The organism is bacterium, assembly GCA_017744355.1.
Lineage (GTDB): Bacteria > Cyanobacteriota > Sericytochromatia > S15B-MN24 > UBA4093 > JAGIBK01.
Window position 1 is genome coordinate 63,704 of record JAGIBK010000008.1, and the last position, 18,299, is coordinate 82,002.

The 18,299-nt window shown below is 61.5% G+C and carries 11 protein-coding genes and 3 tRNA genes; 6 read left to right on the top strand and 8 right to left on the bottom strand.

Annotation, left to right across the window (positions count from 1 at the left end; translation table 11 throughout):
* The first annotated feature begins 25 nt into the window (after positions 1-25).
* Positions 26-1,894, top strand: a complete 1,869-nt coding sequence (locus J7643_17665) for a hypothetical protein (GenBank protein ID MBO9542423.1) — start codon at positions 26-28, stop codon at positions 1,892-1,894.
* A 91-nt stretch (positions 1,895-1,985) separates the two neighbouring features.
* Here the strand turns inward: J7643_17665 and J7643_17670 are convergent.
* A protein-coding gene (locus J7643_17670; protein ID MBO9542424.1) for an IS3 family transposase occupies positions 1,986-3,087 on the bottom strand; the annotation gives its coding sequence in 2 pieces (ribosomal slippage) (positions 1,986-2,823 and positions 2,822-3,087; 1,104 coding nt in all).
* A gap of 290 nt (positions 3,088-3,377) precedes the next feature.
* A complete protein-coding gene (locus J7643_17675) occupies positions 3,378-5,501 on the bottom strand; it encodes a hypothetical protein (protein ID MBO9542425.1) in 2,124 nt (707 codons plus the stop codon).
* A 480-nt stretch (positions 5,502-5,981) separates the two neighbouring features.
* Here J7643_17675 and J7643_17680 point away from each other — a divergent pair, with 480 nt between their 5' ends.
* The gene (locus J7643_17680; protein ID MBO9542426.1) at positions 5,982-7,751 is read left to right on the top strand and encodes a hypothetical protein; all 1,770 of its coding nucleotides are present in this window, start codon (positions 5,982-5,984) and stop codon (positions 7,749-7,751) included.
* Positions 7,752-7,809: 58 nt separating this feature from the next.
* Here the strand turns inward: J7643_17680 and ftsH are convergent, their stop codons facing one another.
* Both ftsH and tilS read right to left on the bottom strand, forming a co-directional pair.
* Positions 7,810-9,675 carry an ATP-dependent zinc metalloprotease FtsH gene (gene ftsH, locus J7643_17685; protein ID MBO9542427.1) on the bottom strand — a complete coding sequence of 622 codons (1,866 nt, stop codon included), beginning with the start codon at positions 9,673-9,675 and terminating at the stop codon, positions 7,810-7,812.
* Positions 9,659-11,068 (bottom strand): tRNA lysidine(34) synthetase TilS, encoded by a 1,410-nt coding sequence (gene tilS / locus J7643_17690; GenBank protein ID MBO9542428.1) that lies wholly within the window; start codon positions 11,066-11,068, stop codon positions 9,659-9,661. The genes ftsH and tilS overlap by 17 nt, the downstream gene beginning before the upstream one ends.
* Before the next feature lie 397 nt (positions 11,069-11,465).
* Between tilS and J7643_17695 the strand changes: the two genes are divergently transcribed.
* Complete coding sequence (locus J7643_17695; protein MBO9542429.1) at positions 11,466-13,511, top strand: MCP four helix bundle domain-containing protein; 2,046 nt, start codon at positions 11,466-11,468, stop codon at positions 13,509-13,511.
* A 95-nt stretch (positions 13,512-13,606) separates the two neighbouring features.
* Here the strand turns inward: J7643_17695 and J7643_17700 are convergent.
* Positions 13,607-13,679 (bottom strand) — tRNA-Ile (locus J7643_17700).
* A 135-nt stretch (positions 13,680-13,814) separates the two neighbouring features.
* Between J7643_17700 and J7643_17705 the strand changes: the two genes are divergently transcribed.
* Both J7643_17705 and J7643_17710 read left to right on the top strand, forming a co-directional pair.
* Entirely contained in the window at positions 13,815-14,894 is a 1,080-nt protein-coding gene (locus tag J7643_17705; protein ID MBO9542430.1) for an HD domain-containing protein, read from the top strand.
* 87 nt (positions 14,895-14,981) lie between these two features.
* Positions 14,982-15,569, top strand: coding sequence for a hypothetical protein (locus J7643_17710; protein MBO9542431.1), 588 nt, complete (start codon positions 14,982-14,984; stop codon positions 15,567-15,569).
* A 51-nt stretch (positions 15,570-15,620) separates the two neighbouring features.
* Here the strand turns inward: J7643_17710 and J7643_17715 are convergent, their stop codons facing one another.
* The 3 genes from J7643_17715 to J7643_17725 form a co-directional block, all read right to left on the bottom strand.
* Positions 15,621-16,472: a purine-nucleoside phosphorylase gene (locus J7643_17715; GenBank protein ID MBO9542432.1), complete on the bottom strand. Its 852-nt coding sequence runs from the start codon at positions 16,470-16,472 to the stop codon at positions 15,621-15,623.
* A 37-nt stretch (positions 16,473-16,509) separates the two neighbouring features.
* Positions 16,510-16,599, bottom strand: a tRNA-Ser gene (locus J7643_17720).
* A 47-nt stretch (positions 16,600-16,646) separates the two neighbouring features.
* Positions 16,647-16,719 (bottom strand) — tRNA-Lys (locus J7643_17725).
* 330 nt (positions 16,720-17,049) lie between these two features.
* On the opposite strand from J7643_17725, the gene J7643_17730 reads away from it, so the two are divergent.
* Positions 17,050-18,297, top strand: coding sequence for a D-alanyl-D-alanine carboxypeptidase (locus tag J7643_17730; GenBank protein ID MBO9542433.1), 1,248 nt, complete (start codon positions 17,050-17,052; stop codon positions 18,295-18,297).
* The last annotated feature ends 2 nt before the right edge of the window (positions 18,298-18,299 follow it).

Sequence of the window (18,299 nt, forward strand, 5' to 3'; positions counted from 1 at the left end):
CCTTATTTCAGGGAGAACGTTCGGAATGAATCGGAAGCAATCGGTACGCCTGGCAGCGGGCACGCTCTTGGCCCTCACCCTCACCGGCACGCTCGCCTGCGCGCCGCGCGCGGGCCTCGCGCCGAACACTCCGGACGCGCCCGGCGTGACGGCTGCCGGCAGCCTCGCGGTGCCCGTGACCCTTCCGAAGCTTCAGGACCGGGGCGTCCAGTACCAGTACAGCAGCGGGTACATCAACGCCCTCGAGGTCCTGCTGGTCGATAGCCTCGGCCGTCACCAGGCCTACGTGGTCTGCCGGAACCCCGAGAAGGGGGCCGCGGGCGGCTCGACCAACGTCCTCTTCCAGAACGTCGCCCCCGGCACCGCCTGGATCACCGTGCGCACCACCTACCGCCAGCTCATCGGCGAGAACGAGCGCCTCGTGCCCGTCGAGGGCAAGCCCAGTACCTTCGATCTGGACGGCGGCCCCACCCGGGTGACGGCTGTCAGCGGCACGCTCAGTGGGCCTGATGCGACCAGCGTCCTGGTCTTCAAAAGCACGGATCTTGGCGGCACCGCGAACGCCCCCGCGGTCCTCTCCTTCTACGAGAACAACGACGGAGGATCCGAGCTCAACGACGCCTCTGACGTTCACGCGGGGTACGGAGTCGGAGCGGCGAGCGGCAGCGTCGTTGCCGGCAACGTGACGAGCCTGCCGGTGCAGGTCTCCCAACCTCCGACCTTCGATTCGGCCCTGCTCAACACCACGCGTCACACGGATGCGGGAACGAACATCACCCTCCCAGTGAAGGATGTTCAAGCTGGCGACCGCGTCGTGGTGGTCCGGACCTCCAACCCCTCGGCGACCAGCGACTTCCTCGACCTGACCAAGGTCGCAAACTATGACTTCTATCCTCTGACCATCAATAGCAGCACGAGCGTGACCTTCACCCCCACTCGCTCAACGGGCGGGATGGTCAACTACTACCTCTCGCGCGGCGAGATGGTGAGCAAGATTGGCGCCAGCAACGGGAGCGTCTCGCTGGCCAAGGTCCATGTTCATCCGAAGGTCGTGAGCTCTGCGACGGTGCGCATCGGGTCTGATGATGGGACCTCGCGCCTGCCGCGCCGAACGGGCGAGACCGATACCGTCTACATTACCTTGCGTGATCAGTACGGCAACCTCGTCACGGGTGCCGATTTCGGCACCCGCCTGATGGACGGCTTCGTGTGGAGGCCCCTGATGGAGCCTGTCCAGACCCAACTGCTTCCGAATCCTGATGCCTCGACGCATACTCCTGTGGCCTTCATTCCTGGTTCGACCATCGGGCGTCTCACGACGCCCACAGACGCCAACAACGACGGTATTTGGGAATCTACCTTTACCCAGGGGGCGGTCACGCCTACGGCTGGCGGGACTGCGGCTTCATTCACGCTCTTCAACAACACCCGGATCCGAGCGCTCTCGTATCTCCATGACACCTCAAACTTGGCGGCGACAACGGCATTTGCCCTTGGAGTGACGGCTGATCCTGTGACTGTCGGGGCTCTCTGGCTCACGCTGTACCGGGGGGCCAATGTGGCGGGTGGCACCTTCGTCGCGTCTCGTAGCTACCAGCCGGATCTCAGCGCGCCGGACGATGCTGCGACCTTCAGCATCTCACCCACTAGCAATACGACTTACCCTGGATCCATCGCCCCTGAGGGATTGCCCTTGATCATGCGGATGGGACGGAACCTGGGAGCCAACATCACGACAGCGGACAATGACACGCGGATCGCGGTCACGGTTGGTGCTCGGGCAGAGCTCGATATCGATCGCCCTGTCTTCCGCATCTATCATCAGAATGCGGACGGCTTCTTGACCCTGAAGAACACGATTAACGGTAGTGTGAGCTACTCCTGGAAGCGATAGGCGATCGCACGGATCGATGGCGAGTTGATGTGATCTGCCTCCAACCATAGGCTGCTCGTTTTGTGAGTCCAGCGGGCGGGGGTAGCGTATTTCAGGCGATGGGCCGGTCCTCCAAACCGACCTGAGCAGCGAAGCGTTCGGGTGTTTCGCCGCCGAGTGAACTGTGGGGTCGAACCCGGTTGTAGTCGAGCCGCCAAAGCTCGATGCGATGCCGGGCCTCGAAGAGGCTGGTGAACAGGTTTTCGTTGAGACACTCGTCCCGGAACTTCCCGTTGAAGCTCTCGATGTAAGCATTCTCCACGGGCTTACCAGGCCGGATAAAGTGGAGCGTCACTCCTCGAGCGTCTGCCCAGGCGTCCAGTGTCCGTCCTGCGAACTCCGGGCCGTTGTCCACGGTGATGACCTTGGGCAGTCCGCGCATCTCGGCCAAGCACTCTAGAACGCGTACGACGCGAAGCCCGGGCAACGAAGTGTCGACTTCGATGGCCAAGCATTCGCGGGTGTAGTCGTCTACGATGTTCAACGTGCGGAAACGCTGCCCGGACCAGAGCGCGTCGAGCGTGAAGTCCATGCTCCAGCGTTCATTGGCCCGCTGCGGGGCGTCCGGGATGACCCGCGCGCCAGCCACTAGCTTCTTCCTGCGCTTTCGCCTGACGGCAAGCCCTTCCTCTCGGTAGATCCTGAGCACGCGCTTGTGGTTGAGGATGAAGCCCTCGCGCTTGAGCAGAGTGTGAAGGCGCCGATAGCCGAAGCGTGGGCGTTGCGCCACAAACTCCTTGAGCTTTTCACGCACGGCGCCATCGTCGCGCTTTTTTGCGCGCTGATAGAACACCGAGCGGGCCAACCCAACCAGGCCGCAAGCCTTGCTTTTGCTGAGACGGTGGGCGCGTGCTATATGCTTGACCATCTCTCGCTTGGTTTGCGCCCTACCACTTTTTTCCAAGCACGTCCTTAAGGGCCACAATATCCAGGGCTTGGTCCGCAACGATCCGCTTGAGATGGCGGTTTTCCTCTTCGAGGGCTCGCAACCGCTGTGCCTCACCGATTTCCATACCGCCGTATTTCGCCTTCCAACGGTAGAAGGTCTGCTCGGTAATGCCCTGCTGGCGGCAGATGTCGGCTGTCTTGATGCCACGTTCGACCTCTTTGAGGAGGCCAATGATTTGCTCTTCTGTGAAACGACTTTTCCGCATGGGGTGTCCTCCTCGGATCACGTACCCGTGCAGACTCACTTTTCAAGTTGTCCATTCTCGTGGGAGCAGGTCAAGGCGACAACAAGCTGAACATGGCCCCTTGCTGAAGATCGTACCCTTTCATCCCACCCTCACGAGCAGATCCGCTGCCGTTTCTGCTTCATGCCACCGCGTAGCAAGCGTCCAGGCCATGGTCTGAGTTTTTCAGCACCTGTTAAGGAGACACGCATGGGGGGCGGGCTGGTTATTAGTAAAATCAGCCTGCCCCCTTATTCATTTATTTTTTCGAGCTATCTGGGAACTATTTTGAATAAATGGTTCTTTGTAGTGAAATATGGGGTATCTGTTTTATCAACTGCAACTGCTAATGTGCTATGTAGAGTAACGGGACTACTTCCCCAATTCTGGTCATAAATGCCATTTCCTCTTCCTGCTATCGTGCTTACGAATCCATCCGGATAAATCTTTCTAATAGTTGCATCCCAATCCGTAGTTATTGCATTGTCTGCCACATACAGGTTTCCAATGCTGTCAGCTGCTATTGAAACCGGCTTAGTAAAACTTGCCTGGAAACCATTAGCTTTTCCTACTAGCCCAGTCCCAGCTACAGTTGATACTTCACCAGAAGGTGTGATGACTCGAATGTATAATCCTTCTTCTGCAATGAATATATTTCCATTCTTGTCAATAGTAAGTGATGTGGGTCTGTCAAATTTAGCAATTTCTTTTTTGCCGTCTAGATGGCCCCTGGTTCCGTCTCCTGCAAATGTTGAAACGGCTAAATTAGGCGCGATTTTTCTGATTCTGTTGTTATCTGTATCGGCAACATAGATGTTTCCACTATTGTCAATTGCAATTCCTTTTGGGTTATTGAATCTCGCACTTGTTCCATTTCCATCTAAGAATCCACCTTGATACGACGAAGGTCCATAGTTGCCCCAGGTCAATGGATTGCCTCCGCCAGCAATTGTGGTAACTGTCCCATCAGGGAATACTTTCCGAATTCGCTGGTTGTTTGAATCAGCAACATATATATTTTCGGAATTATCAAGTGCGATAGCATATGGCATGCTGTAAAGCGCAGAAGATCCAACGCCATCCTTGTATCCCCAATATGAAGAACCAGTAGTATAGATATTTTGAGATAGATTTTGACTCCATCTTTTAACATACTGATGGAAGTCCATATCTGCAGAAGAATGGTTAACCTCTGATGTATATATTTCGCCACTTTCGGAAATTGTTAATCCAGTTGGACTCCAGAAAATTGACGTTGCATTATTTGGGGTTTTTATGTCATTTAAGTATTTTCCAACGTATTCAACGGTTGGTTGGCTTGCCGTATTGTGACTATAGTCGACATTTATTTTGCTAATGCTGTTACTAAGATAGTTTGCAATCAAGATGTTTCCATCTCTGCCGCAAGTTATGCTTACTGGCTCTGAACCCGTCGGGTAGGTTCCTATGATCAATCCATTTCGGGATAGTCTTGTGACATTGGCATTGTATTTGTTCAACACCCATGCACAGCCACTGCGGTCAATAGTGATTCCAAATGACGAATTTCCTGCTTTATATGTGTATATTTTTCCGTCAGGTGATATTTTTGTAACTGATGAATACCTCTCGGCTCCAATTTTGCTATATGCTGAAACCCATGCGTTTCCATAATCATCGACGATAATAGCATTTGCTATTGGCGTTGAGTAGCTGTCTCTACTTTGAGACAGGATTGATTCGAGAGGGTATTTGGTTACGGTTTGTTCATTATTTGTTAGTTTATATATCCCTGAATTTGATGTGCTGCTATATAGCCAAACATTGTTACTTTTATCGATATATACCCTGTTCAGGCTTGGGTTTGGTTTTGTTATTGTGCTTAATAGCTGCTTTAAATTTGAATATTTATATAGATAATTGTTCCCAGATTCGCTAATAAAATAAATCATGCCATTTGATTGTCGAATGTCGAAGCTAGAGCCGACGGCTGGTAGCGTAATACCTGAGCCGTTCGCAAGACCTGGGGCGCCTAAATTTCTAAGTACGTTGGAGTCTTGCTCTAGCGCCCAAATATTTCCGCTGGGATCAAACTTGAAGTAACCATTAGTAACGCCTCGTGCAACCTTAGTTAAATACGGATAACGTCCATCAGGGTTTAGCCTTATAATGGACATTCCTATATCAGTTTTGCATGAGATATATATATAGCCATTATCGCTTCTTTGTGTAATATATTGCGGATATTCGCTAGTATTATAAGTCTCTGTATTGTCTCCTGTAGTGTCTCCTATGGCTAAGGTTGCATATTGCTTGTTATTTTCTGGCTTGCTAGTTTGAATAGTTTCAATGGTATTTGCTTGATAACAAGATGTTGTAATAATGGTAATAATTGACATTAATAATAATTTATTCATTTTTTCCTCTCTGTTGATTTAGTTGCAATTTCCAATACAATTATATTGTACTATGCCATCCTAAAAAACAAAAACCATAATCATAATATTTCAAGAGTTACGCAGGGTAGGTTGAACGCAGCCACCTTAGCGAGGTCAGGTGGCGGGGAGCATGAAAGTGACTTGCCGGCGAGAGAGCGGACGCCCCTCTGCAGGATGATCTTGCGCTTCCTGCCCACCCCTGCCGCGATCTGGGAGTAGTCACTTTGGCGCCGAAGGCACCATGCGATCGCCCCGAAGGCTCGATGAACCAAGGATGGCCGGCCCATTGCCTTGCGATCGCCTGGATCGAAGGCGCCTTGGTGGATGACCACCTCTATCAGCGCGTTCGCTCCCCGCATAAGTCGCTTTCCGCAATAATGGACTGATCGTCCGCTTGTCCTGTGGGTATAACCTCTCATGACGCTGGCTTGACCGTTTAGCCCGCCCAGGGAGGTTCCCATGAAGCTCATGCGCGAAGGAATGGAGCGGCTGCAGTCGCTCGTGCGCCAAAAGGCCGAGAACCTGACCACCAAGGTCGCCCGTGAGGGGGCCGAGAAGGTGGGCAAGGAAGGCGCCGAGAAAGTAGCCAAGGGCTTCGCCGACGAGGTCCTCTCGGTCTCGAACACCGCGCGCAAGCTCGCCCAGGTCAAGGCCGATCCCGAGATCGCCAACCTGGCCTTCAAGGTCGCCGCCGAGCAGGGTGGCCTCAAGGGCGGACACCTTTCCAAGCAGGTCATGGAGGATGCGGCCGGCCAGCGCTGGATGTTCAAGGCCGTGCCCAAGGGCGAAGAGTACCGGGCGCTCGGGGATAAGGCCGGTGGCGACATCCTGCGTGCGGTCGGCATCTCCACTCCGCAGGTCCACCTGACGACCCAGGTGATGGATGGTCGTCCCCAGTTCGGAACCATCCAGAAGCTGGTCGACCACTCGGGCCAGAAGCTGCCGAGTGATGCCACCAAGCTCTCGCGCCAGCAGCTCGACGAGCTGACCGAGTCGCACGTGGGCCGCTGGCTCATCTCGGACCACGACGGCAAGGTCGAGAACTTCCTGGTCCGCAAGGGCGGCGGGGTCGAGACCATCGATCTCGGCCAGATGTACCGCTTCTTCCCCGAGGACTCCCTCGATCGCCTTTACCAGCCGAACGCCAAGAAGCCCATCTTCAACGAGATGTGGGACGGCTACGTCTCGGGCAAGATCGACCTGAACTTCCAGAAGGGCCTGGACCAGGTCGCCAAGGTCGAGGCCCTGGCGGATGACGAGTTCGTGAAGCTGCTTCGCCCCTACGCCGAGACGCGCTACGCTCAGGCGGGGCCGATCCCCACCATGAAGACCGTCGACGAGTTCATGCAGTCGGCCCTGAATCGCAAGCAGAACCTCCGCGACGACATGCTCGGCTTCTACGATTCGCTCGCCAAGGAGCGCGGCCTCTCGGGCGTGGAAGAAGCCCTCGGCTCCTACGCCTCCCAGCACGCCGACGACATCCGTCGCGTAGGCCTCCAGCCTGTCCAGAAGCTCCATCCTCGGGTCGCGGAAGCCTTCGCCACGAGCCGTGCCAACGCCGCCCGCTACAAGGAGGAGACCATCCAGGTCCTCACCGAGAAGTTCGGGAACCGCACGGTGGCCGAGCAGAAGTACAAGGCGATCTACGAGAAGGTCCGCAAGGACATGTTCATCGCCGCTAACTACCCCAACAGCGCCCTGACGACCGCCATCAAGGAAGGCCGCATTCGCTCGCTCTACGACTTCCCGATCAAGGAGCAGATCGAGAGCAAGGGCGTCGGCTACGTCGCCGGGCGCCACTTCGCGGACCTGCGTCTCGGCCTTCACGGCGACAACCCCCTCTACGTCACGGTGGGCGGCAACAAGAAGTACGCCAAGGACATCGCCAAGTACGGCGACACCATGGTCCGCTACAAGGAGGCCGAGCTCGCGGGCAAGGTCCTCTATTCGGATGGCAACCACAACTTCTATGCCAAGAACATGCTGAACGCCAAGTCGAAGTTCGAGAGCCAGCGCTTCACCTACTTCGACGTGCCGCACCTGACGGTCAACCGCATCGTGAAGGAGGGCCTGGATCCCAAGGAGGCCAGCCACCTGATCGAGGGCATCGTCTACGGAGGGATCGATCCACGCACCGCGGCGGAGGCCATCAAGCCCCTGCGCGCGGAGGCCTCGAAGGAGGCGCTCCTCGAAATGGCGAAGGACGCCAACATCTCCATCTTGCCGTGAGGTTCCATGCGAAAGGCCGCACCCCCAAGGGGTGCGGCCTTTCTGCTGGGTGGATGGCTTACGCCAGCGCGGGTTCGGGCTCGTTCGACGAGCCGCCGGTGAAGAGGGACTCGAACTGCTCGGAGTCCAGGGTCTCCTTCTTGATGAGCTCCTTGGCGATGAGCACCATCTTGTCGTGGTTCTCGCTCAAGAGGCGCTTGGCCTTCATGAACGCGTCCTCGACGATGCGCTTGACCTCCTGGTCGATGAGGCTCGCCACCTGGTCCGAGTAGTCCTTGTCGCCGCCGAAGTCGCGGCCCAGGAAGACATGCTCGTTGTGCTTGCCGAAGGCCAGAGGCCCGACCACGTCGCTCATGCCCCACTCGGTGACCATCTTGCGGGCGAGGCCCGTGGCGCGCTCGATGTCGTTGCCGGCGCCGGTGGTCACATCGCCGAAGACCAGCGCCTCGGCGGCACGGCCGCCCAAGAGGCCCGTGATCATCGCCTCGATCTTGGACTGGCTCAGGAGCACCCGGTCCTCGGGGAGGTGCCAGGTCAGGCCCAGGGCCCGGCCGCGGCTGACGATGGTGATCTTGTGAACCGTGTCCGACTCGGGGATGAGGCGCGCGACCAGGGCGTGGCCGACCTCGTGGTACGCGATGATTTCCTTCTCCTCGTCGGAGATGATCCGGCTCTTGCGCTCGGGACCCGCGTAGACCTTGTCGATGGCCTCGTCGAAGTCGGCCATGGCAATCTCTTTGCGGTTGTGGCGGGCGGCGATGAGGGCCGCCTCGTTGCACATGTTCATGATGTCCGCGCCCGAGAAGCCGGGGATGCGCTTGGCCAGCGTTCCCAGGTTGATGTCCTCGGCCAGGGGCTTGTTCTTGACGTGGACCTTGAGGATCTGCTCGCGGCCGTTGACGTCCGGGGTGTCGACGATGACCTGGCGGTCGAAGCGACCGGGACGGGTCAGCGCGGTGTCCAGGATGTCGGGACGGTTGGTCGCGGCGATGACGATGACGCTCTGGTTGGGCTCGAAGCCGTCCATCTCGACCAGCAACTGGTTGAGGGTCTGCTCGCGCTCGTCGTGGCCGCCGCCGAGGCCCGCGCCGCGCTGGCGGCCGACCGCGTCGATTTCGTCCACGAAGACGATGCAGGGGGAGTGCTTCTTGGCCTGCTCGAAGAGGTCGCGGACGCGGCTCGCGCCGACGCCGACGAACATCTCGACGAAGTCCGAACCCGAGATGGAGAAGAAGGGAGTGCCGGCCTCGCCTGCGATCGCCTTGGCGAGCAGGGTCTTACCGGTACCCGGCGAGCCGACCAAGAGCACGCCCTTGGGGATCCGGGCGCCGAGGGCCTGGAACTTCTCGGGGCTCTTGAGGAAGTCGACGATCTCCTGGAGCTCGGACTTGGCCTCGTCGATACCCGCCACGTCCGCGAAGGTGACGCGGGGCTTGTTCTCGACCATCATCTTGGCGCGGCTCTTGCCGAAGCTCATGGCCTGGTTGGATCCGCTCTGCGCCTGGCGCAGCATGAAGATCCAGAGGCCGACGATGATCAGCACCGGCACCAGGATGGTCGAGAGCAGCGACACCCACCAGCTGGACTGGTCGGGGGCCTTGACCTCGTACTCGACACCCTGCTTGCTCAGCAGGTCGTAGAGTCGGGGATCGTTCTCGGGCGCCACGGTCCGGGCGAGGCGATCGCCCTCCTTGGGCTCGGCGTCGATGACCCCGCTCGATTTCGAGATGGTGACCTTCTTGATCTCGCCCTTCTCGACCTGCGTCAGGAAGGTCGAGTAAGAAACCTTGTCGACCTTGCTGGGTGGTTTATTCCAGAGCGAGGTGAAAAAGGCGATGGCGACGAGCACCAACAGGATGTAAATACCGCTGCTTTTCCAAACTTTGTTCAAAGTGAGCGCTGCCTCCTCATAAGTCCGCTTCATGGTATGGGTCGCCCCAGGCATTGTCAAACCACGCTTGCCTCTCGCGAATCGCCTTCACGACCTGCTGCGTCGCCGGACCGATCGGAGCCTGGGCCCCTCGCCTCACTCCCACGATCCAGAGCACGTCGTTACCGGTGGCGAGTACGAGTTGGCGCTCCATGAGCGGACGTGCCACCCGCTGCTTGGAGAGAAACTGAGCGAGGGGACGCGAGGTCCCACGGCCCCAGGGGGTGAAGCGATCGGTGTCGGGTCGTGCGAGGCGCCATACCAGGTCGGTGGGCAGGCGATCAGCATCGAAGGCCTCTTCCGGGCCGAGGGACTGGGGGCTCTCGGCGGCCAGCTTCAAGCTGAGCAGGGCGCCCGCAAGCTCGATCGTTTCACCCGGGCGCGCCGGCACCGGGGCGGGCGCTTCGATCGCCCGGTACAGGAGCAGTAGCCCGTGTCGCGCCTCGGCGCGCAGCCCGTCGCCCACGTCTACCCCTTCGCCCGCCTCGCGGATCCGCTCCAGGCGCAGGGCGCTCAGGCCGCGGTGGGTGCCCTGCACGTGGGCGTAGGCCTGGGCCAGGATGCGGCGCTGGAGCGCCGGGTGCAGGGCCGTAAGGCCGGCTTCCTCCAGGCCGATCAGGCCGGGGGCCTGGTGCCGCAAGAGCGGCCGGATCGCTTCGCGGGCCTGATGTCGTAAATAGTCGTCCTCGTCGGCGAGCACGGCGAGGTTCGCCCCCAGGGTGCGGTGAATGGAGGGGTTGAGCGTCCGCAGCGCCGGGGTTACCTCGTGACGCAGCCGGTTGCGAGGGATGGCGGCGTCACGGTTGCTCTCGTCCTCGAACCACGCGAGCCCGTGGCTTTCGAGATAGGCCTCGATGGTGGCGCGCGCGACGCCCAGCAAGGGGCGTACGATCCGGGGCCCCTCGTGCTGTGGGCGTGTCGCCGGAATGCCCAGCAAGCCCGGCAGGGCAGAGCCCTTGGTCAGGCGCATGAGGACGGTTTCGAGCTGGTCGTCGGCGTGATGCCCCAGCGCCAAGTGGGTCGCGTTGCTCGTCTCGGCCAGCGCATTGAGCGCGGCGTAGCGGGCGTCGCGGGCGGCCTCTTCGGGGCTCTGACCCGGGCTTGGACGGGCTTCGACTCGCGCGATCCGGAATTGGAGGCCCCAGCGGGCCATGAGGTGGGTCAGCTGCTCGGCCTCGGCGTCCGCCGCCGCGCGCAGGCCGTGGTGGATGTAGGCGGCCTCGATGTGCCAGCCTCGCTCCGGCGCCAGGCTCCACAGGGCGTGGGTGAGGGCGAGCGAGTCGGCTCCGCCCGAGCAGCCGACGAGGATGCGCGCGGCGGGCGGGAAGAAGCCGTGGCGGGCGCTCATGGAGAGGATACTGGAAAGAAGCGACTCGGGGGGCGTCATGGGCTTTCTCGAACCATCGGAAGGGCGAATCCACCGGGAAGGCGAGCGCCGTGCGGCTTTAGTTCGGTTTCAGGTCGGCTTTATTCTCGCACTAAATCGCCAGCGGTGCCTCCCCTGGATTGTTTCAAGGCAATAAACCGTTTGTTTTCCTTGCGAGGGGCGACCAGGAGCCAAATAGCATCCGATTGATTGACGAAAATAAGTCCATGAAGCAATTTTATTCATGAATTAATATGTAGTTCTTCATGAATTAATGTAAAAAACTCGGTTGTTTCGGGAACTTTTGAGATAGCATCCAGACATCGCGATGTTTTTATCTCAATCACCAACAGATGAATTTAGTTGCATGTGCTGGGTGGCGTCATAGCCAACCGTTACAGCTACTTTAGGAGGTGTCATGAAACTACGAATCGGGGCGAAGCTGCTGCTTGGCTTCGGGGCGGTCCTCTTGCTCATGGGGATCGTCGGCCTCTTCTCGCTCGCGAAGCTGGGGGCGGTCAACGGCCTCTTAGAGGACATGTACGAGAAAGAGGTGCATGGCATCTCCGTTATCAAGGAGGCGAACCTCAACCTCATCTACCGTGGTCGCGCCGAGAAGAACGCCATTCTGTACACCGATCCGGCCGAGGTCGAGCATCATCTCGCCAACATGCAGAAGTACTACACCAAGGTGCAGGATTACCTGACGCAGTACGAGGGCCTCGTTCGGCTGGAGGATTCCAAGCGGCGCATCGCGGGCATTCGTGACGACCTCCGCGAGCTTGCACCTTACCAGGATCAGATCGCGACCTTCGCGCGCCAAAACGAGAAGACCAAGGCCCTCGAGGTCGGTCGCAAGGCGCGGGCGATCGCCGATCGGATCGATCATGCGATGACCGAGCTGGCGCATCAGAAGGAAGGGATCGCCAAGGGCGCCAGCGAGACGGGCCGGCAGAGCTACGAGCAAGCCCGCGTCATGGTCCTCGCGCTGCTGCTCGTCGCCATCGCCCTCGGGGTGGCGATCGCCCTCTACCTCTCCCGGGGCATCTCCCAGGGCCTCCAGACGGTCGCGACGGCCGCCGAGGGGATCGCCAAGGGCGAGCTGGATCAGGTCGTCGAGGTCAAGAGCCAGGACGAGCTCGGCGACATGGCCCGGAGCTTCCGCCAGATGCTCGTCTACCTCAAGGAGGTGGCGGGGGTGGCCGAGGCCATGAGCCGGGGGGATCTGGCCCGGGCCGTGACGCCCAAGAGCGAGCGCGACCAGTTCGGCAACGCGATCGCCCACATGATCGCGAGCCTCCGCCAGGTGGTGGGCCAGGTGCGCGCCGCGGCCGACTCGGTCGGGGCGGGGGCCGAGCAGGTCGGCAGCTCGAGTGCCGAGCTCTCGAAGACGACGGCGATCCAGGCGTCGAGCGCCGAGGAGACCTCGGCGGCCATGGAAGAGATGGCCGCGAACCTCCAGTCCGTGGATGCGAGCGTCCAGACCCTCGGCAACAAGGTGGGCCTCATCCGGGGCCAATCGGACGAGCTGGCGGCCGCGGTCACCCAGACCTCGAGCTCGGTCGCCGAGATGGCGGCGAGCATCCAGCAGGTGGCGGGCAACGTGGCGCACGCCAGCCAGGTCTCCGAGCAGGCGGCCCAGGCCGCAAACGCCGGCGAAGCGGCGGTCGTCAAGACGATTGCGGGGATGCAGGCCATCTCGGAGACCATGGGGGGGATCCTCTCGACGATCCAGGTGCTCGATCAGCGCTCGGGCGAGATCGGGGCGATCATCGAGGTGATCGACGACATCGCCGAGCAGACCAACCTCCTCGCGCTCAACGCCGCCATCGAGGCCGCCCGCGCGGGCGAGGCCGGTCGAGGCTTCGCGGTGGTCGCCGACGAGGTCCGCAAGCTCGCCGAGCGCTCGGCCAAGGCGACCGGCGAGATCGGGGCCTTGATCAAGGGCATCCAGCAGGAGACCGCCCAGGCCGTCGGGGTCACCCAGCAGGGCTCGGCCAAGGTGGCGGAAGGGGCCCAGCTCGCCAACCACACCGGCGAGGCCCTTTCCCGGATCAAGGAGGCCTCCGAGCAGGTCACGGTCCTCTTGAGCGAGGTCTCGGCCGCAACCAGCGAGCAGGCGCGCGCCAGCCAGCAGATCGTGGCCGCTGCCGAGCAGATGGCAGGCATCAACCACCAGGTGACCGGGGCGGTCGGCGAGATGGATCAGCTGACCAAGACCGTCACCTACGCGACCAGCGAGCAGCGCCAGGGGGCGGGTCAGGTGGTCATCGCCGTGGACAGCCTGAGCAAGAGCTCGCAGGAGGCGGCGATCGCCACCGAGCAGGTGGCGCGGGCCGCGGATGATCTCAATAGCCAAGCACAAAGCCTGCAGGAGGCCGTGGCCTTTTTCAAGCTGGGCGAGCAGGAGCAGCGCCTCGAACGCCGCATCGGGGCCCTCTCGCTACCCAGCGCAGGGCGATGAATCGAAAGGGGCTGCCCCACTGGGGCAGCCCCTTTTTTGAATTGGGGCGACCCCGCCAACGAAAAACCGCCCGGATTGCTCCGGGCGGTGAAGAGTGGCACTGGCTGGATTTGAACCAGCGGATGAGCGGGTATGAACCGCTTGCCTTAACCACTTGGCGACAGTGCCGCTGTCGATGATCCTTACTTTATCGTATCTGGCGGGCGACGTCAAGATAGGTTGGTGGCAGGGTTAAGAGCTTTTTCGCTAGGCGTGGGCCCTCGCCTCTGCTACCCTGAGGGCGGATGGTTGAAGGAGAGCTCCATGCGCCTGTTGATGATCGACCAGCTCGTGGCCGGATCGCGGCTCGGCAAGACCCTTTACGCCGAGGACGGGCGGGTCCTGCTGCACCGCGGCACCGAGTTGACCGGCGCTTACCTGGAGGCCCTCTCGAAGATGGGCTATCGAGCCCTCTACGTGCTCGATCCCCACTCGGATGATCTGCAGGCCCGCGATCCCATCAGCGAGCGCACCCGCCAGGAGGCCATCACGGCCGTCCGTGACGTCTTCCGGCAAGTCCGCGAGCCCAATCGCAGCCTCGACCAGGAGTGGACCAGCCGTCGCATCCTCTACAACACGGCCGTCGGCATCCTCCACGACCTGCAGGCCAACCGGGACCTCAACCTCCAGGTGGCCGAGCTGCGGACGCTGAGCTCCTACACCTTCGACCACTCAGTCAACGTCTGCGTGCTGGGCCTCGCGCTCGGCGAGCGCATCGGCCTGCCCTACGGCAAGCTCGCCGATCTGGCCATGGGCCTCTTGCTGCATGACATCGGCAAGACCGCCATGCCGGGCGAGTGCGCCGAGCTGCACGAAGGGGCCGAACAACTCGTCGACGAGACCTATCGCCAGCATCCCCGCATCGGCTTCGACATCGTGCAGCAGTTGGGCAAGACCCTCTCAAGCCCGTCGCGGATCGTCGTCCTGCAGCATCACGAGCGCTGGGACGGCTCGGGCTTTCCCAAGGCCCTCAAGGGCGATGAGATCCACCTCTTCGGCCAGATCGCGGCGATCGCCAACACCTACGACAACCTGATCCACGACCTGAGCGCGGGTCGCCCCACCCCGCCGCACCAGGCGATGGAGTACCTGATGGCCGCGGGGGGCTCCCACTTCAACCACGCCCTGGTCGTCGAGTTCCTCAAGCTGCTCGTTCCCTTCCCCCTCGAGGCTGCGGTCAAACTCAGTACCGCCGAGGAGGGCCTCGTGGTCTCCATCGACCGGGGGCTGCCCATGCGCCCGACCATCCGCGTCACCATGGACCCCGATGGCAAGGAGCGGCGCCGGCCCTACGAGCTGGATCTCAAGAAGCACCCAGACATCACCATCGTCCAGACCTTCTAGGCCTTCTAAGCCTTTCCCGCTTCTCGGATCGTCTTGCGGCCTGTGCTACGATGCCCGCGCACTGATCCTTTACAGGGGAGGCACCATATGAAGGGACCGACCAAGGCCTCGGGCATCGGCGGGACGCTGAGCACCCACGGGGGGCGCGACGCGCGGCGCAAGGTCGTCGGGCGCGCGATCGACCAGTTCCGCCCCGACGTGCCCCACCAGGCCAACGCCGCCCCGGACATCAAGGGGGACGTGGCCTACTGCGTCAGTTGCCATGCGATCTACCGGCCCAAGCAGTGGCACCTGGACGAGGCGGAGTACCATCGCCTCTCGATCAACCCGGAGGTCGAGGGCATCACCTGTCCGAGCTGCCGCGCCATCGAGCGCGGGGACTTCTACGGCGAGTTGCGCATGCGCATGGCGGGCCTCGAGCGCTACCGGGAGCAGATCCTCAACACCGTTTACAACGAGGAAGCCCGGGCCCGGGTCAAGAACCCCCACGAGCGCATCGGGCGCCTGATCGATCGCGGCGCCGAGATCCAGGTGGACACGGTCAACCCGTTCCTGGCGCACCGCATCGCGGGCAGCCTCAAGAAGGCCTTCCACGGCACCGAAGTGGAGACCGACTACACCCCCGGCCAGGTCTTCGCGCGGATCGCCTGGGGCAAGCCTCAAGCCAAGCACTGAAAACACGAAGCGGGCGGCCCGATGAGGGCCGCCCGCTTCGAAGTTGGAGTGTTAGAGCTTGGCGACGAGGTCGCGGACCAGCGCCTTGGCCTTGCCGGCGCTCTTGGCGACGACGTCGAGGACTTCCTGCTCGGTGGCGTGGTGGTCGCCGTCGGGCAGGGCCATGTCCGAGATCATGCCGAGGCCCAGGACCTTGAGGCCGCAGTGGACGGCGACGATCGTCTCGAAGACGGTCGACATGCCGATCGAATCGGCGCCGATTGTCACCAGGTGGCCGAGCTCGGCCGGGGTGAAGAAGGCGGGGCCCGTGATGCCCGCGTAGACGCCCTCGTGCAGGGTGATGCCCTGCTGCTTGGCGATATCGTGGGCGATCGCGCGCAGGTCGGGGCGGTAGGCGTCGAACATGACCGGGAAGCGGGGGCCGACCTCGGGGTCGTTGGGACCGATCAAGGGGTTGTTGCCCGTCAGGTTGAGGTGGTCCTTGATGAGCATCAGATCGCCGGCCTGGAACTGTTTGTTGAGGCCGCCGGTGGCGCAGGTGACGACCAGGGTCTCGACGCCCATGGCCTGCATGACCCGCACGGGGAAGGTCACCTGCTGGGGGGTGTAGCCCTCGTAGGTGTGGAAGCGACCCTGCATGGCCACCACGCTCTGGCCGCCCAGCATGCCGAAGACCAGGTTGCCGGCGTGGCCGGGCGCGGTCGAGGTCGGGAAGTGGGGGATCTCGGCGTAGGGGATGACCTCGGCGCCTTCGATCTCAGAGACCAGGGTGCCGAGCCCCGAGCCGAGGATCAGGCCGACCTTGGGCTGGATAGGCGTGCGAGAGCGCAGGTAGGCAGCCGCTTCCGCGATCTGGGCGCGGACTTCCAGGACCTGCGGGGGGAGGGTGGCCGTCTTGCTCATGAAGCCTCCGTGGATTCAGTTGGGTTGGATTATGGAGCGGGGAGAGGGGGATTCGAACCCCCGAGACCGCTTGACGCAGCCTACATTCTTTCCAGGAATGCCCTTTCAACCACTCAGGCATCTCCCCTCGGACAGGCCTTCCCGTTGTCGATCGGGAGCCTGTAAAAAAAAGAGTGCACCCTCTGGGGCTCGAACCCAGGACCCGCTGATTAAGAGTCAGCTGCTCTACCAACTGAGCTAAAGGTGCCAGTTTGAGACGGGGCGCGGTGCCGAAAGCGGCGCGCCGTCGCAACGTCTTTCACTATAGACGAAGCCTTGTGAGTTTGCAAGCGGTTATGGCGAAAATTTTAATCCCGATTTAAGACGGGAGCGCCCGATCGGGGCGAGGGCGAGATGTCGCGGTGTCTTGGATCACCGCCGTTTCGCCCCTCGCTTCGTAGGATGGCAAGTGAGCGGACCTTAACGAAGCTTAAACGTAGCGCATCCCGCAGGGCCGCTATAATGTCCGTATCGTCGCTATGTTGATAGTCGAACGACCGCAAGTCGTCCCCCCTCATCGCACGGGAGGCTCGTTGCCTTGGTTCGAAAGATCCATCTTGCCACCTTGCTGATCCCCTTGATCGCGACGATCGCAGCCGTTCCCGCCCAGGCGGCCGGCGTGCCCTCGGTCTCGGCCAAGGCGGCGATCGTCATCGACGGGGTCACGGGCCAGGTCCTCTACGCCAAGAACATCCACGATCGCTTGCCCCAGGCGAGCACCACCAAGATGATGGCCGGGATCGTGGCGCTCGAGCGCGGTACCCTCAGCGACGAGGTCCAGGTCAGCAAGCGCGCCGCCGACACCGAGGGCTCCAGCATGTACCTGGAGGCGGGCGAACGCCTGACCTTCGAGCAGCTCCTCTACGGCATGATGCTCAACTCGGGCAACGACGCGACCGAGGCGGTGGCCGAGTACATCTCGGGGGACGCCACCCACTTCGTCGGCCTCATGAACCAGAAGGCCTCGACCCTCGGCCTGAAGAACACCCACTTCGTCACCCCGCACGGCCTCCCGGACAGCAATCACTATTCCAGCGCCTACGACTTGGCCCAGATCGCCCGTTACGCCCTCTCCAACCCGGCCTTCGCCGAGATCGCGGCCACCAAGGCCTTCCCGGTGCCCGGCAACAAGCGCGCCCCCCACCGGACGCTCATCAACCACAACAAGCTGTTGCGCTACTTCCCCGGCGCCTGGGGCGGCAAGACCGGCTACACCATTGTGGCGGGCAAGTGCTTCGTCGGCTCGGCCAAGCGTGACGGTCGCTACGTGATCGAGGCCCTCCTCAGCGCGCCGGATTGCTGGGCGGACGCCGAGAAGCTGCTCAACTACGGCCTCGACTCCTTCACCTCGGAGCCCGTCGCGGCCGCAGGCCAGGCGATGGGCGACGTGAAGGTCCAGGGCGGCGCGCAGGGCTCGGTCAAGGCGGTCCTCACCGAGGCCGTCGCCCTCAGCGTCCCCAAGGGCGGCCAGAAGCCCGAGGTGACGACGCGCGTCAAGCTCGAGCCCGAGATCAAGGCGCCGGTGAAGGCCGGGCAGTCGCTCGGGACTTACGAGCTGCGCGAGGGCGATCGCCTGCTGGCCTCGGCGCCCCTGGTCGCGGCCCTCGACGTGCCGGTGGGCGGCCTGGAGCTCGGCGATCTTGGGGCGGTCTTCGGCTGGTTCCTCAAGGGCGGGGCGCTCTCGGTGGCCCTCTTCTCGGTCTTCCGCTGGCAAGGCATGCGCCGCCGGGGCCGTCGCAAGCGCGGGAAGAGCATCCTCGGCTCTTCCAACGCCATCCATCGCTAGGC